Genomic DNA, 26,187 nt, shown 5'->3' with positions numbered 1-26,187 from the left:
ACAGCCTAAAACGAAATTTGTTTGATTCAGCTGATGTTTTAGAAGTTCAAAAGTTCATATTGACTGAAAAGGATAAAAAAAAGTAGCTTCATGTTTATTATAAAACATGTTGGTGATATAGGAGTTGGGTATCGATTGAAACTCTTGGATTGTGGATGGATTTATTTTTCCTTGTAATTTTATAGTAAAAATCATTTGTTTTGCTTTTCCTGACTCTATCCATTTCATAATAAGTGCATAAGCGCGATCTGGGTAACAAGCTACGTCTGACAAGACCCAATCATAATTTTGCTCTAATTGCATTGGTTCTATGGCAAAAGCACTTTGTTGTAAATAGTTAACACGTGGTAATTGTGCAATTTTAGGATCAAGAGGTGCTTTATCTACAGCAGTCACTGTGGTGCCTAAGGATTGCATGACATAAGTCCATCCCCCAGGGGAAGCACCCAAGTCTAAAGTGTTATCACCTGGTTTTGGAGATTTTCCTAATAAAGTGAGTGCTTCCCATAATTTTAAATAAGCTCGGTTAGGTGGATTAATTTTATCTTCAATAAAATAGCATTTACCTTGAGGCCACTTTTTTAGTCTTCTTGTACTATATATTAATGTATTTTTATCTAATAAACTGAAAGCACCTATGGATGGAATTTTTTCTTCAATAGGAAAATGACGATCTAGGGGTGGGCATTGGCGTAATTGTTTTTCAATTAACCGTGAGCGTCGTATATGAGAAATAGGGTGTAAATACCAAAGTTTTCCAGCTTGGCGAAGTATTTTTGCTGCTTCTGAAATAGATTGAAATGTTGCAATTTCTGGTTCTAACCAAATATCTTGCGCGAAGCAAATATTAAGTTTTTTTTGAGAGGAAAAAACGAGATCTTCAGTAACAAGTAAAACATCATTTAATTCTTCACAAAGTATCGAAAGAAATTCAGGTTTAGTTACATAAATGGCACCAAAATTTTTATCCATGAAGAAACCTAATTGGGATTTAAAATGGAGCAATCATATCATTATCTATTTCCCTAATCTAAAGTTCGCCGTTTATTTTTGATTTTTATTGTAAGTTTAATGTAAAAATTCAAAGGGAAATTTTGTTAGAAAGTGAATGGTAATAGTTTTGAAGTGTTAGCGACATAAAGGGCATGTCTATGCCTTTTATGTCGAACTCACGTTACTTAACGTAGACAGTGCTTGCTGCAGGACCATCATTACTCATTGCTTCAATAAAGGATACTCGCAAACCTACTTCTAATTTATCGAAATCATAATCGATTACGCTTTTGCTGGTAAAGCGAAGCCTTCTGCCATCAATGGTTTCAATAAATCCATAATCCGCTATAGGAGCAATTTCGCGAATACGGCCTTCAGGGGGAGTTTCATGGTATTTTACTTCTCCTCGTTGTTTATGAATATATTTTTTTAGTTGACGTGTCATAGCAAGAAAGGCATCTCTTATCGCAACATAAACATCTTCATGTGCGTGATTTTCGGGGAGATCACGGTTAGCTACTAATTCTGCACCCGGTACAATAAGATCGACACGAATGTGATAGATTTTTCCTTTATTATGGTGATGATGTGTTTCAATACTTACTTTGCAACTCAAAATACGGTCAAAGTATTTTCCTAATTTTTGGGCGTGTTTATAGGCACAATTTTCAATGGCTGTAGAAGGCTTCAAATTATTAAATATTATTTGTATAGGAAAATGTACTGAATTGTTCATTTATATAACTCCTTATCTCACATACAAATCATGATGTATGTCATTTGTTAAACTAGTTTCTTTGTTTTGCTTCTTTTTGTTGTTGAAATTTAATTACATCAACTGCTTTAGCTGTGGTTTCAGCTAGAATTTCAATAAAATCATCCAGAGTAATAATTCCTACCAGTGCTTTGTCATTGTTAATAACAGGGAGACGACGTATTTTTTTTGAATGCATTATTTCTAAGGCATCGAATAAGCTGTCGTTTTCAAATACACTGTTAAAAGGTTCAGTAACAATATCTCGAATGAGGAGCGATTCGGGGGATACACCGGCCGCCATGACTTCGATGACTAAATCACGATCAGTGACGATACCGATTGGTATTTTTAGGTTATTTTGTTTTTCGAGTAAAACTAAATCACCTACATGGTAGTGGCGCATGAGTTCAGCAGCGTTCTTGACCGATTCATTGCAATTGATTACCACTACATCCCTGTTACAGTATTCTCCAACTCTCATAAGATCTCCCCAAAGTAATCGTTGTTTTAGTTTTATGTTATACGCACATCTTGGGTTAAGTGCTTCTAATTTTAAACCGCAATTGATTGCGGAAGAACGATAAAGAAATAATCTCATCACTATTTTAAGTATAGTATATAAAACCATAATGGGCAGAAGAATCATATGGGAGCTCATTTGGCATCAGGATTTATGAATAGAAATTTCCTAAAAATCAACTATATTAAAAAGGAATACTTGTTAAATAAAGCAAAGGGTTACCTTAAATTCTGAGAAAAAGGAACGATGAAATGTTAACAGGAATTTTTATTTTTTTAGTTATAGCTATTGTTTCAGGATATTTGGGATATAAAGGAACAGATCCAACAGCAATACGTCATGCAAAAATGGTTTTTTATATCTCTTCGATTGTTTTTTTGATATTACTTATGGTCTATTTCTTTTCTCCGTCACCACCACCGCCAGCAGTGCCTAAAAATCCACTCGTATAAACTTAAGGATTGGAAGTGAGCTGGGAAGTTAAATAACTCACGTTAATTTAAGTGGATATTGAGTTGAGGTGTGTTCCTAAAATTTTCTGGAATTCGGCAACGGTCACTCTTAAAAGAGGAGTTGGGTTTGGATGAAAAATCAGCTCCTGAAAAATATGCTGAAATAATACTTAGTTCTAGTGTTTGATTGATCAGAAATTAGGAGTAATATTTAATTTAATTGCTGGAATTTATAGTTCAAAGAGATTATGGAAGATAATAGCTGATTGATTAAGAAAAATAATATGCCTAATCCTAATGAAATAAATAGACTGTTCTTGGTCAAGATTAGAATAAAAAAGACGAGTAGGGCTCGTAAACACTGTACGATAATGATCTGTTTACCATTAGCTATCGCTCCAAGTTCGTAAAGGGTAGATAAGATTAATAATCCAATTAACCATGAGATGGTTGAATGTGGATTAAAAATAAAAGATAAATATCCATATAAAATAATCGCAAATGCAATGTTTAAAAGCATGTATAATCGAGGAGATTGGTTACTTTTTTGAACGATTATTTTTTTTGAAACGGTGGATTGTTGATGTTTTAAGCGATTAAGAATCCACTCCGGGGGCATAAAAAAGGCGCGAGTGATATCCAGTTTATTTTTTAAGCCCCTACCGTAATATAAAACATCGTTGATGACTTTGACATTGGCATAAAAAGGATTCCATGAATCTAAAGGCTCAGTAACACCATATTCAGCAGGAGTATTTTCAGGTTCGAAGGTTCCAAACATCTTATCCCAAATAATCAAACTTCCCGCATAATTTTTATCTATATATTGTGGGTTTATACCATGATGTACTCGATGGTGAGAAGGGGTATTAAATATTGTTTCAAACCATCCCATTTTTTTTATGGATTGAGTATGAATCCAAAATTGATAAATAGTATTTAAGGAAGCTACGGTAACAAACATCGAGGTGGGAAAACCAATTAAGGCCAAAGGTAGATAAAAAACCCAAGAGGTCAATGTCTGGAAATAACCCTGACGTAATGCAACTGTTAAATTGTAATATTCACTTTGGTGATGGACTGAATGACCTATCCAAAAAAAAGTACAACGATGGCTTGTGCGATGAAACCAATAATAACAGAAATCAACACCAAGCCAGAGTATAAACCAAGCGATAATGGAGTCGGAACTAATATGGAAATAGGCATGGTGTTCGTATAAATAATAGTAACTAAAAATAATTAACCCTCTGACTGGTAATGATGCAATCTCTTCCAAAATACCGCTGCTTAGGTTATTTATAGAATCATTGAATTGAAAGGCGTTTGTTTTTTTGTAATAAGCAAAGAACAATTCAACACCAATTAAAATTAAGAAAATAGGTGCAGCAAAAACTGTTAAATTAATATCCATATTAATCCTCTAAAAGTTTGTTTTTTAGGCTTCATGGATCATGCCATTATCGGTTTTTTATAAGCGCTTAAAAAAATCTCATATTCAGCTTTATAGCCCATACAAATTGGTAAATGTGCAACAGAACTAATATTATATTTAATAGGTGGTTCTGGAGGCAAAGCATCTAATGAATGATTATTGATAAAACAGAAATCAATTCCGAAATTTTTTGCTCCATAGCCATCACTTATAATTGAATCACCAACCATTAACATGGAATGCTTTTCAATGGAATGCTGTCGCTTTTTAATAATTTCTGCTACGGCAATTTCAAAAATTTTTATATTAGGCTTAGCAACACCCATTTCGCTAGAAATAATATAACAATCAAACCAATTATATAATTCAAGTTGTTGTTGCTTTGGTGCTTGTGTTTCGGTAAAGCCATTTGTAATAATCCCTAAAAAATGCCCTTTTTGATGCAAAAACTCAATAGCTTCTTTAACATGTGGAAGCCAATATACATGGGCGCAAAGATTTCTTTCGTATTCACTTGCTATTTTTTCGATAGGCGTGGCGCATGAGAGTTTTTGGTTCAAGTGTGCAAAACGCAACAATCGGACTTCGCTAGAGCTCAGCGAGCTACCAACTTGTTTCCACAGTTGAGTATTGATTTCCTTATATAAATGTTCAAAAATGGCGTATTCCATAGTTGCATAAAATTGCTTGTAAATACTCATTAATCCCATTCGTTCAGAATGAGCAAAATCAATTAAAGTATCGTCTAAATCAAACAGAATAATTTGATAAGGCATTAATGAATTCTCTCAGTTATCTTACATCCAAAAATGTAAGTACCAACTCACTATATTTTGTCCCCAAAATAAACATATTAGCCCACTGATACATAAAAAAGGACCAAAAGGGATGGGTGTTTCCTTGGTTTTATCTTTTAAATACAAATACAACAGGCCAATAATTGTACCACTAATTGAGGAAAGAAGTAGGATTAAAGGTAAAAATATCCATCCAAACCAAGCACCAAACGCAGCAAGTAATTTAAAATCGCCATTTCCCATGCCTATTTTACCAGTGAATAAATAAAATAGTTTTATAAACAGCCACATTCCAATATAGGCAATTGCTGCACTCAGTACTGCTTGAGGCAGAGGAGTAAATAAATGTTCAGTATTGGCAATTAGTCCTAACCACAATAAACTTAATGTAAGACAATCGGGTAATATTTGATGATCTAAGTCGATAAAAATTAAACAAATTAAAATCCAAATGGCTATTAATGCAAAAAGTAATTGTAATGTAAAACCGAAATGCCAACTTGCATATATGGAGAGAAGCATAGTAAATAATTCAATTAAAGGGTAACGCATTGGAATACTGCTTTTGCATTGATAGCAACGCCCACGTAAAAAAATATAACTTAAAATGGGGATATTTTGCCATGCTTTAATCATTGTCTTACATGAAGGACAAAATGATCTAGGGAGAAATAAATTAATCTTCTCTTGGTGGTCTTCCTCAACACCCATTAATTCATTATATTGTTGCATCCATTCTCTCTCGAGCATTATAGGCAAGCGGTAGATAATCACGTTAAGCAAGCTTCCTACAGCAAGTGACAGTAAGGCGATTAAAAGATACATCAACCATGTATGAGTGATTAAATCATATACCATTGAATAGTCCTATCTAAATTAAGCCTGTGTTCCGCGAAAAGATGTTCACCAAGAGGCAAGAATAACCCCTCTGAACTGATACGTGCAGAGATCGCCAGAAAAGTGACACTGAAATCCCATAGTTTTATTTCTCAGCAGCCTCGTTATTATATTACTGAGAAGTTTTTATATTGCAGCCCCTAATTTGAAAATTGGCAAATACATTGCAACTACAAGCCCTCCCACTAAGACGCCCAAAATAGTCATAATTATAGGTTCTAGTAAACTACTGAGAGAGTCTACAGCATTATCAACATCTTCTTCATAAAAATCAGCAACCTTGCTAAGCATTCTTTCCAATGTACCTGATTCTTCACCGATAGCAACCATCTGAATGACCATATTTGGAAATAATTGAGTGTTTGCCATCGCTTTATTTATTTGTTGTCCAGTTGAGACTTCTTCCCTGATTTTATCGGTTGCTTTAGCAAAAATAATATTTCCTGTTGCACCTGCAACTGATTTAAGTGCTTCAACTAGCGGCAATCCTGCAGCGAAAGTAATTGACAATGTTCTTGCAAAGCGAGCAATTGCAGCTTTTTCGATAATGGGTCCGATTACAGGTATTTTTAATAGAGTCCTATCTACATTTTGAGCAAATTGTGGCGAGTGTTTTACTGCATAAATAAAAGCATAAACACTACCAGTTAATGATCCAAAAATGAGATACCAATAGGATTGGAAAAAATTAGAGAGATTTACTACAGTTTTCGTCATCATAGGTAAATCTGCACCAAAACCTTTAAATAAGGATTCAAATTGAGGTACAACAAAAATCAGTAAGCCAGAAGTAACGATAAGCGCTACAATGATCACTGCGATTGGATAGGTTAATGCTTTTTTGATTTTCTTTTTTATGGTTTCTATTTTTTCTTTATAAATGGCTATTTTATTCAACATAATATCGAGGGAACCTGATTTTTCCCCTGCATCGACTAAATTGCAAAATAAATCATTAAAATGAGCCGGATGTTTTTTTAAGGCTTCAGAAAGTGTTAATCCAGTTTCTACATCGTGTTTCATGTTTTCAATTAACTCTTTGAGGCGTTTGTTGGTTTGTCCTTTTGCTACAATATCAAAAGTTTGAACTAAAGGTATGCCTGATTCAATCATTGTAGCTAATTGACGACTGAGCACAGTGATGTCTGCGGATTTGATTTTTTTGCTTTTTTGCTTAAGGAAGGGCGTTCGTTTTTTGACAATTTTACTAATAATAATCCCTTGCCTATGTAGTTCTACTTTAGCTAAAGCAAGACTTCTAGCTTCAATATCCCCATTGACTTTTTGAGAGGCTTTATTAATTCCTATATAATGAAAAGTTAACGTAGTATTTGCATTTTTTTTCATTTTTTTTATATAGTTAATCAACGGTTACCCGATTGACCTCCTCTATAGTTGTAATACCTTGTTTGATCTTCTCAAGTCCAGATTGATAGATGGTTAGCATACCTTCTTCTTGCGCTGCTCTTAGAATATCGAGAGAATTTCCCTCTGACATGATCAACTGACCTATGGTTTTAGTCATAGGTAATACTTCAAATAAACCAATTCTTCCTCGGTATCCACTAGTACATTTATTACAACCTACTGCTTTGAATAACTTTATCTCTTGCACATCCGTTTCTGTAAAGCCTAACTCGAGTAATCCAGGTATAGTGAAGTCATCTCTTAAAGTTTTACAATGCTCACATAATTTTCGAGCCAGGCGTTGCGCAATAATAAGTGTCACTGAACTGGCTATATTAAATGTTGGAATTCCCATATTCACTAAACGATTCAATGTTTCAGCAGCACTGTTCGTATGTAAGGTCGAAAGAACTAAATGTCCAGTTTGTGACGCTTTAACTGCTATTTCTGCTGTTTCCAAATCACGTATCTCTCCAACCATGATAATGTCAGGGTCTTGACGTAAAAACGAACGTAGAGTGTTAGAAAATGTTAATCCTGCTTTAGGATTAATATTAACTTGATTAATACCAGGCATTTTAATTTCTACAGGATCTTCAGTAGTGGAGATATTCACTTCCTTAGTATTAAGTAGGTTTAATGCAGAATACAGCGTAATGGTTTTGCCACTCCCTGTAGGTCCAGTAACCAAGATCATGCCCTGAGGACGTTGAATTGAATGGATAAAATGATCTTTTTGAAGAGCGTTAAATCCTAAAGCTTCTATACCTAATTTGACGGATCCGGGATCAAGAATACGTGTTACAACTTTTTCACCAGCAATTGTAGGGCAGGTGCTGACACGAAAATCAATGGTTCTTGTTTTAGATATTTTCATTTTAAAACCACCGTCTTGTGGAATTCTTCTTTCTGAAATGTCCAAACAAGACATAATTTTGATGCGAGCAGTAATTCGAGCTGCTAATCGTGCTGGTGGAGTTGCTATTTCATGTAAAATTCCATCTTGTCGGTATCGTATACGGTATTCTTTATCATAGGGTTCAAAATGAATATCGGAAGCCCCTTGTTTAATAGCGTCAAGAAGAATCTTATTGACAAATTTAACAATAGGAGCGTCATCTGTTATCGATACGACTGTATTGATATCATGTTCCTCTTCCTCATTAATAATGAGTCCCTCGATATCATTGGTATCGCCAACAAACTCAGATAAACATTCGTTTTCTTTAGTGGTAAGCAAATGATCAATTAAAGCATTGAGCTTATCTGCTTCCACAACGATTGCATATGTATTAAGTCCAGTTTGAAATTGTATCTCTTTTAGTGACGTTTGTTTGCTTGGATCATCGGTAGCTAAGTATAAATGATTTCCTCGACAAAATAAGGGAAGCATTGAGTGCTGACGAATTAAGTTCTCATTGACTAAGCTTATAGGAAGAGTTTCTACATCAATACAATCGAGATCCAGCATAGGAACGCCAAAATTTTGTGATGCAGTGATTGCAATTTGAGTAGCAGATAATATATTGTTTTTAACTAGATATTGAACTAAAGAAATTTTTTCAGCATCGGCTAACTTATAAAGCTCTATGGCCTTAGACTTTTCTAAAAGCTTCTCAAGGACAAACAGCTGTCCTATACCATATAATTTAAATTCATCGCTTCCTAACATAAATTCCAATTAGCTTTATAATAATATTAAATATAGTCAATGCAATTAATAAAAGCACGAGCTTCATCGAGATTAGATGATTTACATTTTTCTGAGAGAAAAGAGTGCGAAGAAATGTGTTTCGTTCAATAAATAAAATTGATTGTATGCACCTGAAACTCGTTGTATTGTAGTTTAATTCAGGATTAACTATTTTAAAAGGCATTATTTTGTTGATTGATCGTCAAATAAAACAATATCGCGCCCTGAATAGATGGTTTTATTCTCCTTTGGGGAATTTTACTGCCCATGAGCTTTTAGTTAATCTGGATTCTGAAAAGGAGTATTCATACGGTGAGATATTATTACAATTAGGAAATTGTGGTGATAATCCCTGGTTAAAAAAATTTAATTACACTCACAAATGGATAGCTTCTCCATTTTATTTGCCTAACAAAAAAAGCCAAATAGAATGTGCTCTAAATCAACTGCCTTTGGATCGTAGTAGTATAGATTGCATTATTGCTCCACTTACATTAGAGCCTTTCGGAAGTAGTTTTAGCCTCATCGATGAAATTGATCGTGTACTTAGTCCTATGGGTTTTCTTGTTTTAGTAGGTATTAATCCTTGGAGCTTATGGGGCGGAGCAATGAAAATGGGATTACTTCATTGTTATAGTGATCCTAAAGTTAAAATGCGTACTCCCTTTAATCTTAATAGAATTTTTCTGCAAAGAGGGTACAGACAACACTCTCTAAGTAATTTTTGCTATATTCCTCCAGTAAGTAAGCTTGCTCTTATTAAAAAACTTACTTTTTTAGATGAAATAGGTAAAATGCTTTGGCCGTTTCCATCAGGATTTTATTGTTATATTGCGCAAAAATATCAACTTATCGAACCTTCTTTACATATAAAATCAATAAATAAGCCAATAAAAGACTACGAAGCTCCATTACAACCCATATAACTTGTAATCGATTTAACTGCTTATTGAGGTTTTTATGTAATGAAAAGCGAGTTACTATACATATTACAAAGAAAGTAGTTTTGTCCTGAACTAAATTACCGTGAGTTTCGGATAAGGGTTATATAAAATCTAGTCGATATCTAGGTCCGTTCGGGCTGAGGAGATGCTTAAGCATCGGCTCAAAACATTAAATCCCTTACAAGGCTTCGAGACGCATAAATACCTTCTCAGCCCAGAAGTTCGTGATAATGAGCCGAACTCTTTATCCGAAACTCACATTAATTTAATTTGAACAGAGCACCTGTGTTTTTGTATACTTCGCATTCTCATAAGCTAGGGTTAATTTTATGAATAAGAAAACAATATTCAGAATCACTTTTGCTAATCAAGAAGCAATTTATGAAATTTATGCTCGATCTGTAAAAGAAAGTGATATGTTTGGGTTTCTCGAAGTGGAAGAACTAGTATTCGGTGAGCAAACTTCATTGGTTGTTGATCCCTCTGAAGAGCGATTAAAAATTGAATTTAATGGTGTAAAACGAACATTTATTCCCATGCATTCAATTTACCGTATCGATGAAGTGACAAAACAAGGAACCGCCAAAGTCAAAGATAATCCAGGCTATGGCAACAAAGTTAGCCCTTTTCCAGGAACAGGGAAAATAAAAGATTAAATATTTAGCTAAAACCAATTTTGCCTAGAGGATTTACAATGACTATTCCAGATAAAATAAAAGATGTTTATGAGCGATCAACTTGTTTGTATACTACAAATGAAGTTGAGGCGGCGCTTGATCGAATGGCGATTAATATTCACAAAGAATTGCAAGCTGAAAATCCAGTACTTGTTTGTGTTATGGTAGGAGGTTTAGTTCTTTTAGGTAATTTATTGCCACGTTTAGATTTTCCTTTAGAAGTAGATTATGTACATGCGACTCGTTATAGAGGGGGGCTAATTGGTAATGAAATTGTTTGGAAAGTGAAGCCATCAGAGAATTTGAAAGGACGCACAGTGCTTGTTGTTGATGATATCCTTGATGGTGGAGTTACTTTGGCAACGATTATTTCTGAAATAAAAGCTTTAGGTGCAGCAAAAGTATACAGCGCTGTTTTAGTGGATAAATATCGTAAGCGTGTAGCAAATGGGTTGCCAAAGGCAGATTTTGTTGGTTTAGAAGTTGAAGATCATTATATATTTGGTTATGGGATGGATTACAATGAATATCTTCGCAATGCACCAGGTATTTTCGTAGTGCACGCTGATCATGAGTAGCATGCAATTCTCTTACAAGCTCCTAATTCCATTCCTAGAGGTAAGTTCTTTTAAGATGAGTCTAAGAAGTACAAGTATGTATAGAAACTTGTATTTTAAAGTGAGACGGTTACTAAAAGGAATGGCATTATTTAAAAATACACTAAAATGTGTCAAATACCACCCTTGTAGTGTACTTGAACTACCTGATAGGATGTTTTAATGATACGAATAGCTACTTTCTTCTTCCTCGATATGCAAGTCAACTAAAGAAGAGGGGCTAAAAAAAAATTGCTTCAGGGGAAGTGGGGGATCAAGTTTACCTTTCTTGTCTAACCCCTTTTTTGCCATGTTTCTCACATCAGCAGTTACAGAATGAGCACTCAGGAATTCTAATTGACTGAACATTAATTTTTGTCGTTTTTCATCATACTTATCCCAACTATTAAATTTCTCTGTCAGATTAGCAGCTAATGTGGGATTTATTTTTTCTAAATTCAAAATAGCATCGATGATTAATTGGTACCCTTTACCTGACGAAGCATGAAAACCATAAGGATTTTTAATAAACGTACCTAATAAGGCATTAACTTTATTAGGATTGGATAAGTCAAAAGCAGGATGTAACATCAATTGAACAACATGCTCTACTACATTTTTTGTATGTGCTGCTGCTTGAACATTAAACCAATAGTTAACCGCACTTACATCATTTTGCCAATAGTGATAATAGCTTCCAAGCAGCGCGTCTGATTGACTGCTGTTATGCTGAAGCAATAAATTTAATGCAGACATACAGTCGGTCATATTTTTACCTAATGAACTATTATATTGCTCAATTAATTCTTGCTCCGTTTTTTCTGGTTGTACAGAAAGCAGGTAATCATGACAAACATGCTTTAAATGGCGTAAGCCTGCAGAGTAAATATCGAATGACTTAAAAGGGGAGTTTTTGGGTATAGGCAACTTGTCCAGATTTTTTTGCACGCACAATAAATCTTCTTTTAATTCTGTTGCAAGTTGGGTTTGTATTAATTGACGTGCTTGCGTGATTTTTTCGAAATCCTGATTTTGCAATTCAGCAAATAAAAGTTCTTCTGATGGTATGGCTATGAGTTCAGCAAGTAACCAATAATTTAAAGAGTTATTGAGCTCACTGAGCAAGTTTCTATATACGTTAAAAAATTGAGGATCAAATACAATTGAATTACCCAAACAAAAATCACTCACCATTCGTATGATTAATTTTTTTGCTGCTTCACAGCGATTATAGATATTTGTATCTTGTTGCATTAGTAACAATAATTGCTCATTACTGTAGATAAATTCAAGAGAAACAGGGGCTGAAAAACTGCGCAATAAAGATGGAACAGGGTGAGAATCAATATTTTCAAAATGAAACTCTATTTCGGGTTTATCCACCATAATTAGCGTATTGCTTAGCACTTCTTCGCCCTTGTTGTTGAGTAAACCTACAACAATAGGTATCGGTCTTTCTTTACTTTCTTTAGTTTTAAATTTTAAAGTATATTGTTTTGTTTCCGCATTATATTCGTCAGTAACCGCTACTTGTGGAATACCTGACTCAGTAAACCATTTTAAAAAGGGATGAGTGTCTTTTCCAGTGAATATCCTTAATGAATCGAATACATTTTCTAAGGTAACTGCACCGCCATCATTCTCTTTTAAAAATTGGGTCATGCCGGCATAAAAATCTTTTTCTCCTAAAAAAAGCATTATCATGCGAAAAATATCAGCACTTTTTTCATAAGCAGCGGGTGTATAGAGGCTTCTCACATTTGTATAGATGTCTTGACGGGGGGCGCGTTCGTCAAGATTTTTGCCGTCTAAGATACGAATTAAATCAGTACCAAACAAATGCTCCCGAAACATAGCTGCTCTAAATGTAGTTAGCCCTTCCTTAAAAGGTAAATTAAACCAGTCACGAATTGTAACGCGATCTCCAGACCAATAATGAAAATATTCATGGGCCACAACCTCTAATACGCGCAAAATATCATTATCAGTACGTGTTTCTGGAGTTGCAAATAAATTTGCGGTATTAAACAGATTTAATCCAGTAGGCTCAGACGCTCCGGAAGCATATTTATCAACACCAGCAACCATATGTTGCGGTAAATCACATTCTAAATTAAAAAAGCGTTCTTCCCAGCGCATGGCTTCTGCTAATGTCTCTTTAGCAAAGTCACACTTTGCAGTGGCTTCAGGGGGCACGTAAAATTCAATAGGGAGCTCGCGATTAGAACGAGTTTTAAAATAAGTTACCGATTTTTGCAGTTTGCCAGCAACTAAAGCGAAAAGATAACTGGGTTTAGGAACCTTATCTATCCAAGTTACTGAATGAAGCTCATTATTTAAGTCTTTTTGCTCGATTAATGTTCCATTCGAGAGTAATATTGGATAATCTGCCTTTCTAGCGATAATGGTTGTTTTATATGTGGCTAAGTTATCGGGGCGATCGTGGCAATATAAAACGCGTCTTAGGCCTTCAGTTTCAGCTTTAACAAGAATAGTTCCTTCTGTTTCATACAATCCGAACAAATCAGTGTTTTCACCCAAACGAGTGGTTGTTTCAAGTCTAAATGCTTTGCCTTGAGGAACATTTTTGATAATTAAAGAGTCCTTGGTGAGTTCATATTCTCCAGAAGTGAGTGTTTTTCCGTTAAGAGAAATGGATTCTAAATTCATGTTCTCACCATCTAATTCTAAATCAACGGAGTAAGATGGTGATTTTGGATTCGGTTCGATAGTTAAACAAGCTTTTGATTGCACCGGTTTTTTAGAAAGATCAATTTCTAAATCAACATGTTTTACTAAATAATCAAGAACCTGATAGTCACTTAACTTAAATACTCCGGAATGGTTTTTCATGAAAATTCCCTAATTCATGTTAGTTTCAGGAGCAACAATATAAGATCATCATGGTTATTTCAACTGTAATAATCTTAGGATTTCATGATTTCAAGAGCAAATATGCATTCTTGCTCCTATGCATGCTCAATTTGTTAAGTTCTATTTTTATTCAAATCCTATTCCAAAATGCTTGTTGTAAGTGCATTTAGTTGTTTTGCATCAGGATTATGGATACTCACTGCTGCTACGGCAGGTAAGTTTAAGAAATGTTCCGCTTCTTCCCATTCAATTTCGGCAGGGAATAATCTTAAGTTAGGAAGACATTTATTTAATAGTGTGCAAAAAGTCAGATCAGCTGGAAATGGGCGAACATGCATGTAGCCAAGGCTCATAGCCGCCATTGCTTCGGAAATTGTTGCCACGCCGGGCAAGTAATTCATTGAATAGACATTTGCCGTTTGTGCTATTGCTGGTAAATAGCCAGGACTGGTAGCAAAGTGTACACCTGCTTGATAACAGTTTTCCAGTTGTTGTGTATCAATAATAGTACCAGCGCCAATTCTAATTGATGGAACATGTTTGATTGCTTGTTCCAATAATTTTTGATCTGTTGAGTTAATTTCTACTAAACTAAACCCCGTTTCTCGAATTTGTTCTAAGCGTTCAAATAAAAAATTGTCTACATCTAGTGATATGATTACAGATTGATTGCCCAGTAATTTATCTAATATCATGGTGAGTTCCGCCGATAATAATATTTTTTAGTAAACAATAGTTCATATTTGGTTTAGACACAAAGCTCAATGTTAGAAGAGTTAGCTTATAATGGCAAGTATATTAGCTGTTCTTAGCCAAATAAATTGTATTATTTATTCATCAGTTTTGTGATCCCGCTTTGTATGTTAGGGATCACGGGGATAATTTTGAAGAATAACTATTATAATTTACTGCTCATCGGAGAGGGTTGCTGTTGTGGTTCTTTTTCCAATTGTAATGGACTTTTTTCTATTGATGTGTCCGGATCATATGGGTCTTGTGAGTATCTAGCCATATTTTTCAATATATTTTGCATTGTTGCATCAGGAACAGGAGCCGCACTTAAAGTGTTTGTGAGCCAGGTTTTAAATTTTTCTGGATGTTTCAAAATATCCTCTAAGCGATCTTTTTGTTTCGCATATTTAGGATTTTCTTCCACCTCTTTTTTACCCTCCTTAGTTAAAACCTTATTTGCTTCATTTTTTGCTTTTGGATTGGGAATTTCTTCTACGAATTTAAATAACATGCCCCAGGTCATAGGTTTCGGAGTGTTCTGTACAAAATTGCCAAAAACCTCTTGTACTGAGGGTTTAGGTACAGAGGGTGCTGTTGATGGTGACGAAATTGATAATGTGCTCTTTGGAGTCATGCTGGATTGAGGTACGCCTAAACGAGGATTTTTCTGTAACGCCATCTGTGCATTTGCTCGAGCTGCATGCATTCGGTTGATATGGTTTTGAAGCATTCGGTGTTCTGCTTTATGTTTTGCAAGTTGCATTGCGTTTGAATGCAATTCCTCTTTTTTAATATCTTTAGCGGTATGTTTCACAAGTTGGAGATCTTTTTTGGAATGCTCATAGTTCTTTTGAGCTATCTCTTTTTCTTGATCAGTCATTTTCTCCAATGTCTGACCTTTTTCCAGAAGACAATATTTACCGGTTATTTCATCCTTTTTAATTTCTTGATCATGAGAGAGAACAAAAGCAGCATCTTTGAAGGCGATGGGTTTTCCATCTTTTTCAAAATTTCCATCAGCATCAGCAAATCGTTTCTCACCTTTTAATACAGCGCGTATATTCTCCAGATTTGATATTTTAAAGTCTTTAGTGTTTAGTTTATTTCCAAGTCGGCGCATCTCTTTTTCGTCACCAGTGACACTCATTGTTTTGGCGATCTCGTCCATTTCTTGTTTAAGGTTACCTATTTCCTCATCAATGTCTTTAGTACCGTTTTCAAACTCATGAGCCTCTTCATCAAATTCATTAAAGCTCTTTTCATAAGCGTCATGTTTTTCCTCAAGTAATTCGCGTTCTTTTTCTAGCTTTGCTATGCGTTCACCAAGGGCGCGTTGCTCTTTTGTACACTTATCTATAGAATCATTATAAGCCTTTAATAGGGTATCAGATTCTTTTTTAGGTTGAGGCGAACTCTGTGGAGCGTGGTGTTCATCTTTATTAAGAACATGTTCTTGTTGTTCCGCGATTAATTCCTCTTGTATTTTTTTAGCCTCTTCTTCTTCATCGAGTAACAAATGAAAAAGTAAAGCCTTTATTCGCTCCTCTTCCAAAATCTGTTGTTGAATTTCAAATTGACGCTCTTCTTCTTGAGCTCGTTCAAGAGTTACCTCCTTAGCAATTTCATGAATTACTGTTTCTCCGGCTTCCGTTAATAAAAACTGCCTAAGATCATCAGGACCTTGTAGACCCAGTGACCCAAATCTACTTATATCAAGAGTCGATGAATTAGGATCAACATCACCTTTTGGTGACGAAAACCGAAGTTCACCGGAATCTAGTTTTGATTGTATCGTAGTATCCAATTTTTGAGTTATTGCTTCTAATTCCAATGGTGTAAACTGTTCTAAAGGAGCTTCGGCGGCGATTTCTAAAAGTTCTGTCGTCATAGGTCTCTATCCTAATACATCATATTGATCTAATTATACACAATATTGCTCGATAAAACAGGAGCACTCTATGGGGAGCCATGAATTGGTTCGTATTAAATACTACAGGTAATTGATTCATTTTGGGAAGTAATGTTTTGTTTCTTACTTGATTTTTTTACTGCAAATAGAGATTGCGAGTGAGAGGGAGCATGCGGATTTTCTTCTGCAGATGAAGTCGCTTCATTACTATTATTTAATAGTGCTTGCAATAAGCAGTGGCTGTTTGAATGAGGAATTAATTCATAACGCCTAGGATTACTGGAATAATAGGTTGCATCGTCCAATGTAGCGTGTAATTTAAGATCTTCTTGTGCAAAAGCCCAGTGATATAATTGGCCTCTTTGATTTTCTATGAAGGATAATGCCCTTTGTTTTACTGTACTTGCTTTATTATCTATCCAATTACATGCTGAGGCCAATTTTTTTGCACTTGCTGCAAATAATATACCAAACGAATTATCCCAAGCTTCACCAATTGTAATTAAAACACTACCTAAGGCATAGGTACCTATGCGAGTTAAAGGGTCTAAAAGGGTAAGGAATAATCGAGTGGAGAAAGAAATAAAGTCAAGAATAGGTAAAATGGCTAAGTTTTTAATTAATTGTAACGATGGCAAATAGAGCGCACGGAGTATGTTAATACTGATATTGATAAATAGGTTATTTGAAAAATGTCCAAAGGGCCAGGTAAAGCCATAAAGTGGTGAAAATCTGAAATTAGCAATTAAGTTCTCTGATGGCTCTCTTGTAGAAAAAGAAATCAATAATTCACCTAGTGCACTAATATTACCAAGAATAGCAAGAATCTTTATAAATAAATTAGTAACACCGCGAAATGGCACATGAATCAAAAGGGCGCTTAATTCAAGTAGTGGGATAGTCAATAAGGCTAATCCAAAATCAATACTTGCTGCTACTATTTGTTTGCTTAAGCTCTTAAGCAGAACTCCGTTTTTTTGCCATCCCTTAAGAAAGCCGTCATGAAACCCATAATAATAGCCTTCAAAAAAAGGAGCGATGCATAATTTACCTAAAGTAAGAAAGCCTTTGCACACCCATTTACAGGTACCAAGAAACCAATCATCTCCTGGATGCATAATAGTATCATATAAAGCGGCACCACCTTTTCCACCTAAAGCCGCATAGTTAGTATAAGGAAAATCGCCCATTTCATCGCCTAAGGAAGGTATAAGTTTGGTCAAACTATACCCTAGGCCTAGGGCTAAAGAAGCAATAATCGCCACTTCTCCAGGATTTTCTTTAAGTATATTGATTGCTTCAATAAAAAATTTATCGAGATTGCCTCCGGCTACTGTAGTTTGCCAGTAGATTGCTGATGCGGAAATGGCTTCAGAAATGGTTCCATGGCTCATCCAACGAGCTAATTTTTGGGTGGGTTCAATACCTGCAATTAAACCGTGTAAATGAAGTTTAGTTAAAATTGATTTGAGTAGTTCAGGAGCGAGTACAGCACCGCCACCATAGACATATGCAGCCATTGCTAAAGTGCCGATTAAGGGATTTTGTTCACTGATATCAATAAAAAAGCCAGCAGTGTGACGTACCACCCCTAAAACTCGATGCAAAGGATTATCATAAGGCTGAGGGCTTGGTGGGTGATTGGGGCGAGCAATTATATAAGGACTTTTGCTGATTTGCTCCTGAATAAATTCTTCCAAAGTTTGACCCGTCGTTAAAAGTCCTTTATTTTCAAGGGCTAAAATAAGTGAGTTTCTTGTCTTAATTTGTTGTTTTTGGGATTTGTCTGAATTTTGTTTTACTGTATTTTGAATGTGTGTTTCATGAATATGATTGAAAAAATCATCATGTAAATCATGAACAATAAATTGGTGCATGCTTTTATAGAATTTATGAAAAAATCCTGGGATACGTGAAACAAATGCTTTGAGTTTTAAACTTGCCCGCTCAGGTAAATAAAGATGACTTTTGCTGATTTGGCCCAAAATATATAGATCTTGTCCTTCTGGTAATGGATAGAAAAGCTTATCATGAACAAAATAGCGTAATTGTACTACTTTGTTTTCTAGTCTTATGAGGATAAGCTCTTTGTCCGGAATAATCGCCCAACTACCCTGAGGATATTGGCTGATTGTTTTTTTTGCATTTTTAATGTTTTTTGCAAGAATTGGTTCGCTGGCAATATTTGTGAGCTTGGTGATTAAGCTTTTTAAATCAGGATACCCTTTTTGTGGAAAACCTTGTAATCGATAATAAGGGGTTATTTGAGTTAGAGTAACGCCGTCTAGGCGTTGTTGTACTTCTGTTTTATGTTCTGGTTTTGCATCCATGGCCAAGTAATTGATCCAATCATGACCATCATTCCATAACTTATTGAAAAATAATGAAAGTTGTGCAAATCTGTTCGCGGGAACATCACTCAGATTGGTTGCAGAAGGCAACTTATAGTAGTTACAAATGACCCTTAAAGCATCATCCAAATCGTTGCTATTATGTCCTATGTGGAGTTCACTATCCCAAACAAGGCAAAGTGGTTCTTGGTGCGTTTCAGCGTCTTTTATTATTTTGCTAAAATCCATTTGATCTTGCCGTGACACTGAATAGACGCGGTTAAAAGAATAATGTTGCGCTGTTTTATGAGCCTCATAAAGAACGTTACCGAAAAATCCCTCAGATATTAAGGGAGATGTTGCTAACAAACGATTCTGATCCGAGCACTTTCCTACAATTTCAATTACTTTTCTTCTTAATACTTCAAGACCTTCATGATCTTGGCTGTTTAATCGACGTTCTTTTTTGAGCAATTTTTTTAGTGAATCAATGCATTCGTTAGCAAGTTTCAGTTTTTGTTCTTGTATTGGCGTCAGAGGTTGGTTGTAACTTGCGGAGCGTATACAGTAGCGATGAATTTTACTTAGTACATTTGCTACTAATGAAGAAGGTCGATCACCTGGAAGAAGTTGAATTAAGTCCGGTTGATGTGTGAATAACATGAGTTGTACGGTTTTTTGATCATGGTTGGCGATTAAACGAAGTAGGTCTCCTCCAGGGAGAAGGTATTCCATATTATAATGGCCGTATAATACGGTTCCTGCTTCATAGCTAAAGGGGCTGCCTGTTAGAGTAGGCAACGCTTGATGGCGATGAGGCATAATGGTTAAGGGAACAATAACTTGGGTGTGACCGTTTGTTGTTACAAAATCAGGCATTAGAACTGTCCGTTGTTCACATAGTGCACAGGATACTTGGTTTTCTAGTGAAATATCAAGTAGCAAAACTGTATAAGTGGAAATTTTATAGGGTCACTGGTAAAATGTTTTAAAAATAAACAGGAATCTATTTTAATGACTAATTATTGCGGTTACATTGCTTTGGTTGGTAGGCCTAACGTAGGCAAATCAACGCTTCTTAATTGTATTTTGCAGCAAAAGGTAAGTATTACATCAAGAAAGCCACAAACAACTCGGCACAGTATTTTAGGTATATGTACTGAAGGAGATTATCAGTTTGTTTATGTGGATACGCCCGGTATTCATCAAGGAACTAAAAAAGCAATGAATCGCATGATGAATAAAACAGCAATTAGCGTATTACGTGATGTAGACGTGATTGCATTTTTAGTCGATGGAACACATTGGAAAGAAGAAGATGAATATGTTCTAAGCTTGGTAAAACAAGCTAAAGTACCTTGCCTTTTAGTGGTGAATAAAGTGGATAAAATTGATGATAAATCGCAATTATTGCCTTGGATGGAGCAAATGAGTGCAAAACATGAGTTTGCAGCGATTATTCCTATATCGGCAAAAACAGGAATGCAGGTTGATGAGTTACAGGCAAAGTTACAGACTTATTTACCTGAGGGCCCCCATTTGTTTCCAGATGATCAATTGACCGATCGACCCACAAAATTTTTATGTGCCGAACTTTTACGTGAAAAAATATTCCGCTTCTGTGGGCAAGAGTTGCCTTATTCTGTTACTGTAGATATTGAATCGTTTAAAGATGAAGGCGCTCTTGTACGTATTCATGCATTGATATTGGTTGATAAAGATAATCATAAGCGCATGATTATTGGTGATAAGGGACAAAAATTAAAAGAAATGGCAACAACTGCCAGGATGGATATGGAAAAATTATTAGGTAAAAAGGTTTTTCTCCAATGCTGGTGTAAGGTGAAGTCAGGTTGGTCCGATGATGAACGTATTTTAAAACAACTCGGTTATGACCACTAGGACTGTAGAGGCATGGGTTTTACACAAACAATGGTCTGGGGACACCAGTGCCCGGGTCAGTTTTTTGACGCGTGAGTTTGGACTGATTCAATGCCTTTATAAAGGAGGTCGTACTCCCAAAAAACAGGCCCTTTTGCAAACTTTTACTCCTCTATGGATAAGCATCACTGAGCGTTATGACCGATATTACTTACAAACGGTCGAAAGTATTTCATCAACATTACAACTTACAGGTGATGCTCTTTTTGCCGGTTTATACATTAATGAAATTCTCTATTATGCCCTAAGTCCTAATTATTCTGACTTGATATTATTTGATGCTTATTTATTTACTTTAAATAGCCTTGTTTCGGCAAAAGATAAATTGATTCTAGAGGCTTTATTAAGACGTTTTGAGTGGACATTACTGCGAACTTGTGGTTATTCTTTTTCATTAACTCAGGAAGCAAGAACCGAAAATTGGATTGTTGCTGATTTATATTATCAGTTTGTTGCAGGTGAAGGATTTGTTGCTGATAGCAGAGGCATCCCTGGAGGGCATATCCTTGCATTAGCACAAGATAATTTAAGTGAAGCAGCCTATCTTAAATCAGCAAAAATCATCATGCGTCAGGCTATAGATCATCTTGTAGGAGGACGTGAAATTAAATCACGCACTTTGTATTTTGTGGAAACCAAATAACTCTAATTTAATTATATTGTCTTATTGTTAATCCATTGGCTTATGTTTCATCTTGAGTTTAAGCCCAGATGGACCGTATACTCTTAATTTTGATAGGTAAGGTGTGGAATGAATAAACCGATATTATTGGGTGTTAATATTGATCATATAGCTACTGTACGCCAGGCACGTGGTACTCGTTATCCTGATCCTGTTCAAGCAGCGATCGATGCAGAAGAAGCCGGTGCGGATGGAATTACTTTGCATATGAGAGAAGACTTGCGGCATATACAAGCTCGCGATGTTCGTTTAATTAGACAAGTGTTGCAAACACGGATGAATCTAGAATTAGCAGTTACTGATGCGATGCTTCATTTTGCAGAAGAAATTTCGCCTGAACATACGTGTTTAGTTCCTGAAAAACGCGAAGAGTTAACCACAGAAGGTGGTTTAGATGTGATTACACACCAGAAAATTGTGGAACAGGCAGTGAGACGGTTGCAAATTATGGGTAGTGAAGTTTCTTTATTTATTGATCCTGATTTGGAACAGATTAAGGCTGCTGCTGATATAGGTGCTCCGGTAATTGAATTGCATACCGGTTGTTACGCAGATGCGACTGGGGCTGAGCAGCAACAGTATGAATTAGAACGAATTAGGCGTGCTGCAGAATATGCAGCCAGCTTAAATCTTATTGTCAATGCAGGTCATGGTCTTAACTATCATAATGTACAATCTATTGCCGGTATAAAAGAGCTGCATGAACTTAATATCGGTCATGCTATTATTGCTAGAGCTTTATTTTGTGGAATGAAAGAAGCAGTAAGACACATGCGCCAACTAATGCAAGAAGCGAGACTTTATGTCAACAACTGACGTGATTGTAATTCGGATTACTGGAGATTCAGGCGATGGAGTGCAATTGGTTGGTGAACAACTTACTCTAAGTGCCGCACTTACGGGACGTGATGTACGAACTTTACCTGATTTTCCCGCAGAAATTAGAGCTCCGGCTGGTACAGTAGCTGGAGTTTCTGGTTTTCAATTAGCAATGGCAGAACATGCTATTTTTACAGCAGGCGAATCACTTGATGTACTGGTCGCTTTAAATCCAGCGGCGTTGAAAAATTCTTTGCAACATTTAAATCAAGGCGGTTTACTGATTATCAATGAAGACAGTTATCAGGAAAAAGATTGGCAAAAATCCGGTATTGATAAAAGTTTTCTTGAAAATTCTTCTGAGCACTATCAGATTATTTCATTTCCTTTAATTACACAAACAATACAGGCTGTTTCTTCTCTTGAATTGACGAAGCCTCAAGCCACAAAAACTAAGAATTTTTATGTTTTAGGGTTAGTATTGTGGTTATTTGATTTACCTACGACCGTTTGTGAAGCATTTATTGCTAAAAAATTTAAAACTAACGCAGTTATTGCTCAAGCCAATCAGTTGGCTTTATTGGCCGGGTATAATTATGCCATGACTTTGGAGTTAAGCCGTCGTGATTATATGTTAGGTGAAGCACGTCGCGAATCAGGAGAGTATCGACAAATCACGGGTGTTGAAGCAGTAGGGCTAGCCCTTGCCACGCTGGCTACTTCGACGCAAGTACCTATGTTAGTGTCTGGTTATCCAATTACACCTTCTTCAGCAATACTCCATGAATGCGCACGATTGACTGATTTTGGAGTGCAGTTATTGCAAGCAGAGGATGAAATCGCAGCAATTTGTTCTTGTATTGGAGCTGCGTATGGGGGAAGGTTGGCGTTGACTACAACTTCTGGACCAGGACTGGATTTAAAAAGTGAAAGTCTTGGATTAGCTGTAGCAGCTGAATTACCTTTGGTTGTACTTGATGTACAACGTGCTGGTGTCTCTACTGGTTTGCCCACAAAAACGAGTCAAAGTGATTTACGACAAGCTTTATATGGACGTCATGGGGAGGCGCCACTGCTTGTATTGGCAGCTCAATCTGCTGCTGATTGCTTTTCTACTGTTTTGGAAGCATTTTATTTGGCTATTAAATATATGACCCCAGTGATTGTTTTGCTTGATGCTTATTTAGCAAATGCTGCTGAACCTTGGAAAATACCCGAAATCGAATCATTAAGACTTCCTCAAATTGAATTTAATCGGTTTTCAAAACCATTTATTCGTGACGAATTTTTAAGTCGTAGCTGGAATAAACCCGGTACTCCTGGCTACATTCATCAATTAGGTGGATTAGAAAAGCAAGGAGATGAAGGTCGAGTAAGCTATGATGCAGAGAACCATCAGAAAATGGTTCATTTACGTCAGCAAAAAATTAATGGGATTGCTCGTGAGTATAACCCCTTAGTAGTTGAAGGAGATGATAATGCTTCAATCTTATTAATTGGTTGGGGAAGCACTTATGGTAGCTTAAAATCTACGGTTTTACAGTGCTTAGAACAAGGATTGGCAATAGCATTTATTCATTTACGCTACCTCAATCCTTTGCCCAATGATTTAGGCGATTTATTAAGAAATTACAGTAAAATTTTAGTTGCAGAATTAAATTCAGGGCACTTATGCCAAATTCTTCGTGCAACTTATTTGGTTGATGCACAAGTGATTAGCCAAGTGAATGGTCAACCTTTTACTGTCAGTCATTTAGTGAATACTCTAAAAGCGGAAGCACATTATGAATAATAATTTGAAGCGTGAAGATTTTGCCAATGCAACCGAGGTGCGCTGGTGTCCTGGTTGTGGAGATTATGCCATTTTGATGGCATTACAAAAAATGCTTCCTGAGTTAGGTTTATCTCCAGAGCAACATGTCTTTATTTCAGGGATCGGTTGTGCGGGTAGATTACCTTATTACATGAATACCTATGGCTTTCATACCATCCATGGTCGGGCTACAGCAGTAGCAACTGGTTTAAAAGCCATGCGCGATGACTTATGTGTATGGATAATTACTGGAGATGGCGATGCTTTGAGTATCGGGGGTAACCATTTAATTCATATTTTACGTCGTAACGTGAATGTGAATATTCTGTTATTTAATAATCAAGTCTATGGTTTAACTAAAGGCCAATTTTCCCCTACATCACAAAAAGGGCAGGTAACTAAAACTTCTCCTAAAGGGGTGACTAATGATCCAGTGAATCCACTTGCTTTGGCCCTGGCTGCTGGCGCTAGTTTTGTTGCTCGTGCCGTGGATAAAGATCCTCATCAGCTAGGTTCTATATTAAAGAGGGCCTATGAGCATCAAGGATGTTCTTTTGTAGAGATTTATCAGGACTGTAATATTTTTAATCATGGTGCGTTCGATGAGTTTGCAATAAAAAATAATAGAGCTGAAAATACAGTAGTATTGGAAGAAGGACAACCTTTGGTATATGGTTTAGAAAAGGAGAAAGTACTTCATAGACAAGGAGATGAATTTGTCAGTGTTTTACGATCGGATGAGGTGCTTTATCAGCACGACCCAAGTAATTTTATTGCTGCTATGCAATTAGCTTCTTTATCTTTTCCTACATATCCAGTCCCTTTGGGTGTTTATTATCAAAAAAAGCGAGAATTATTTACTTTAGAACAAACGGTAAAAAAGACCGTTCATGATCTACCGGAACTTTTCAAGACTAAGGCTACTTGGAAACAAAGTTGATTGAATAACATAAAGAACTTTTCCCTGCATTTAGTTGCATTCATCCAATGATATCAACTTAATGAGCATTATTCTTGTCTCGCTATAAACTCACCACATTATTGATACAAAACTTTCAAACGACGTATTCGCACTGAGTGAAAACCGAAAACTCATTGATATTGTGGTATATTAAAAAAATCCCGGCGAAAAACAACCGGGATTTAGGTAGAGGAGACTGATAACTAGTCACGGCCAGAAAAGGCAGTTAATATGTTAAGCAAGCTGACGAATAAGTTGTATATTGATACGAAAAGACCTACTGTAGCTGAGATATAATTTGTTTCTCCTCCATGAATAATTTCACTGGTTTGTAGCAAAATTAAGCCAGATGAAATGAGAATAAATGCAGCAGAAATAGCAAGCTGTAATGCTGGAATATGAATGAAAATTCCTGCAATCATTGCTAATAAGGCCACCATTACACCCACAAAAAGAAATCCACCCAGGAAACTAAAGTCTTTTCTGGTCGTTAGTGCATAACCTGATAATGCAAAGAAAATCATACCAGTACCGCCTAAGGCAGTTGCAATTAATTGTGGTCCGTTACTAAAACTACTGATGTAAAAATTAAGCACTGGGCCTAATGTGTAACCTAGAAATCCAGTGAAGGCAAACACACTTACTAAGCCCCAAACACTATTGCGCAGTGCTTGAGTTAAAAACATTAAACCATAAACACCAACTATCATAAGTAGGGGGTTCATTGGTCGAGCGCCGCTTGTAAGAGACAGATAAGCCATAAACGCACTGAAGAAAAATGTTAAGCTCAGCAACAGATAAGTGTTACGCAATACTTTGTTGCTTGCGAGCACAGAGTCATTACGTTGCGTAAGTACAGTGACATTGTTTCGGTTCATTGTTTTCGAGCTCCTTTATATTTATATATTGAGTCTAGCATATTTAAGGTTTAGTTTCCTATATTTCAAGTTTAAAACCT

General features: G+C 35.9%; 22 protein-coding genes. 9 read left to right on the top strand and 13 right to left on the bottom strand.

Going from position 1 to position 26,187, the window contains the following annotated elements; all coding sequences use genetic code 11:
- Positions 1-54: 54 nt before the first annotated feature.
- From Lgra_RS10390 to Lgra_RS10380, 3 genes are all read right to left on the bottom strand, one after another.
- Positions 55-972 carry an SAM-dependent methyltransferase gene (locus Lgra_RS10390; RefSeq protein WP_058499172.1) on the bottom strand — a complete coding sequence of 306 codons (918 nt, stop codon included), beginning with the start codon at positions 970-972 and terminating at the stop codon, positions 55-57.
- 202 nt (positions 973-1,174) lie between these two features.
- Positions 1,175-1,729, bottom strand: a complete 555-nt coding sequence (locus Lgra_RS10385) for an HPF/RaiA family ribosome-associated protein (RefSeq protein ID WP_058499171.1) — start codon at positions 1,727-1,729, stop codon at positions 1,175-1,177.
- A 52-nt stretch (positions 1,730-1,781) separates the two neighbouring features.
- On the bottom strand, positions 1,782-2,396 hold the full coding sequence (locus Lgra_RS10380; protein ID WP_238584420.1) for a CBS domain-containing protein: 615 nt from the start codon (positions 2,394-2,396) through the stop codon (positions 1,782-1,784).
- 125 nt (positions 2,397-2,521) lie between these two features.
- On the opposite strand from Lgra_RS10380, the gene Lgra_RS10375 reads away from it, so the two are divergent.
- On the top strand, positions 2,522-2,722 hold the full coding sequence (locus tag Lgra_RS10375) for a DUF1328 family protein (RefSeq protein WP_058499170.1): 201 nt from the start codon (positions 2,522-2,524) through the stop codon (positions 2,720-2,722).
- A 211-nt stretch (positions 2,723-2,933) separates the two neighbouring features.
- On the opposite strand, the gene Lgra_RS10370 is transcribed toward Lgra_RS10375, so the two are convergent.
- The 5 genes from Lgra_RS10370 to pilB all read right to left on the bottom strand — a co-directional run bounded on the left by Lgra_RS10370 (position 2,934) and on the right by pilB (position 8,930).
- Positions 2,934-4,136: a sterol desaturase family protein gene (locus tag Lgra_RS10370; RefSeq protein ID WP_058499169.1), complete on the bottom strand. Its 1,203-nt coding sequence runs from the start codon at positions 4,134-4,136 to the stop codon at positions 2,934-2,936.
- Between the two features lie 38 nt (positions 4,137-4,174).
- Positions 4,175-4,933, bottom strand: a complete 759-nt coding sequence (locus Lgra_RS10365; protein WP_058499168.1) for an HAD-IA family hydrolase — start codon at positions 4,931-4,933, stop codon at positions 4,175-4,177.
- Positions 4,934-4,954: 21 nt separating this feature from the next.
- Positions 4,955-5,812, bottom strand: a complete 858-nt coding sequence (locus Lgra_RS10360) for a prepilin peptidase (protein WP_058499167.1) — start codon at positions 5,810-5,812, stop codon at positions 4,955-4,957.
- A gap of 165 nt (positions 5,813-5,977) precedes the next feature.
- Entirely contained in the window at positions 5,978-7,198 is a 1,221-nt protein-coding gene (locus tag Lgra_RS10355; protein WP_058499298.1) for a type II secretion system F family protein, read from the bottom strand.
- Between the two features lie 13 nt (positions 7,199-7,211).
- Entirely contained in the window at positions 7,212-8,930 is a 1,719-nt protein-coding gene (pilB, locus tag Lgra_RS10350) for a type IV-A pilus assembly ATPase PilB (protein WP_058499166.1), read from the bottom strand.
- A 209-nt stretch (positions 8,931-9,139) separates the two neighbouring features.
- On the opposite strand from pilB, the gene Lgra_RS10345 reads away from it, so the two are divergent.
- From Lgra_RS10345 to Lgra_RS10335, 3 genes are all read left to right on the top strand, one after another.
- Positions 9,140-9,877 (top strand): methyltransferase domain-containing protein, encoded by a 738-nt coding sequence (locus Lgra_RS10345; RefSeq protein WP_058499165.1) that lies wholly within the window; start codon positions 9,140-9,142, stop codon positions 9,875-9,877.
- A gap of 347 nt (positions 9,878-10,224) precedes the next feature.
- Positions 10,225-10,551: a DUF1820 family protein gene (locus Lgra_RS10340; protein WP_058499164.1), complete on the top strand. Its 327-nt coding sequence runs from the start codon at positions 10,225-10,227 to the stop codon at positions 10,549-10,551.
- A gap of 38 nt (positions 10,552-10,589) precedes the next feature.
- Positions 10,590-11,150 (top strand): hypoxanthine-guanine phosphoribosyltransferase, encoded by a 561-nt coding sequence (locus Lgra_RS10335; protein ID WP_058499163.1) that lies wholly within the window; start codon positions 10,590-10,592, stop codon positions 11,148-11,150.
- Positions 11,151-11,348: 198 nt separating this feature from the next.
- On the opposite strand, the gene pepN is transcribed toward Lgra_RS10335, so the two are convergent.
- From pepN to Lgra_RS10310, 4 genes are all read right to left on the bottom strand, one after another.
- Positions 11,349-14,021, bottom strand: a complete 2,673-nt coding sequence (gene pepN / locus Lgra_RS10325) for an aminopeptidase N (protein WP_058499161.1) — start codon at positions 14,019-14,021, stop codon at positions 11,349-11,351.
- A gap of 158 nt (positions 14,022-14,179) precedes the next feature.
- Entirely contained in the window at positions 14,180-14,737 is a 558-nt protein-coding gene (locus tag Lgra_RS10320) for a bifunctional 4-hydroxy-2-oxoglutarate aldolase/2-dehydro-3-deoxy-phosphogluconate aldolase (RefSeq protein WP_058499160.1), read from the bottom strand.
- A 203-nt stretch (positions 14,738-14,940) separates the two neighbouring features.
- Positions 14,941-16,662 carry a hypothetical protein gene (locus Lgra_RS10315; protein ID WP_058499159.1) on the bottom strand — a complete coding sequence of 574 codons (1,722 nt, stop codon included), beginning with the start codon at positions 16,660-16,662 and terminating at the stop codon, positions 14,941-14,943.
- A 95-nt stretch (positions 16,663-16,757) separates the two neighbouring features.
- A complete protein-coding gene (locus tag Lgra_RS10310; protein ID WP_058499158.1) occupies positions 16,758-19,892 on the bottom strand; it encodes a hypothetical protein in 3,135 nt (1,044 codons plus the stop codon).
- Between the two features lie 135 nt (positions 19,893-20,027).
- Between Lgra_RS10310 and era the strand changes: the two genes are divergently transcribed.
- The 5 genes from era (at position 20,028) to Lgra_RS10285 (ending at position 25,208) form a co-directional block, all read left to right on the top strand.
- On the top strand, positions 20,028-20,915 hold the full coding sequence (gene era, locus Lgra_RS10305; protein ID WP_058499157.1) for a GTPase Era: 888 nt from the start codon (positions 20,028-20,030) through the stop codon (positions 20,913-20,915).
- Entirely contained in the window at positions 20,905-21,597 is a 693-nt protein-coding gene (recO, locus tag Lgra_RS10300) for a DNA repair protein RecO (RefSeq protein WP_058499156.1), read from the top strand. Before era ends, recO begins: the two co-directional genes overlap by 11 nt.
- A gap of 108 nt (positions 21,598-21,705) precedes the next feature.
- Positions 21,706-22,452, top strand: coding sequence for a pyridoxine 5'-phosphate synthase (gene pdxJ / locus Lgra_RS10295; RefSeq protein WP_058499155.1), 747 nt, complete (start codon positions 21,706-21,708; stop codon positions 22,450-22,452).
- Positions 22,439-24,247 (top strand): 2-oxoacid:acceptor oxidoreductase subunit alpha, encoded by a 1,809-nt coding sequence (locus tag Lgra_RS10290; protein ID WP_058499154.1) that lies wholly within the window; start codon positions 22,439-22,441, stop codon positions 24,245-24,247. The genes pdxJ and Lgra_RS10290 overlap by 14 nt, the downstream gene beginning before the upstream one ends.
- Positions 24,240-25,208: a 2-oxoacid:ferredoxin oxidoreductase subunit beta gene (locus Lgra_RS10285; RefSeq protein ID WP_058499153.1), complete on the top strand. Its 969-nt coding sequence runs from the start codon at positions 24,240-24,242 to the stop codon at positions 25,206-25,208. Before Lgra_RS10290 ends, Lgra_RS10285 begins: the two co-directional genes overlap by 8 nt.
- Before the next feature lie 224 nt (positions 25,209-25,432).
- On the opposite strand, the gene Lgra_RS10280 is transcribed toward Lgra_RS10285, so the two are convergent.
- Positions 25,433-26,107, bottom strand: coding sequence for a Bax inhibitor-1/YccA family protein (locus Lgra_RS10280; protein ID WP_058499152.1), 675 nt, complete (start codon positions 26,105-26,107; stop codon positions 25,433-25,435).
- Positions 26,108-26,187: the final 80 nt, after the last annotated feature.

It is taken from the genome of Legionella gratiana (assembly GCF_001467695.1).
GTDB classification, from domain to species: Bacteria; Pseudomonadota; Gammaproteobacteria; order Legionellales; family Legionellaceae; genus Legionella; species Legionella gratiana.
This window is presented reverse-complemented; position numbering and strand designations above follow the sequence as displayed.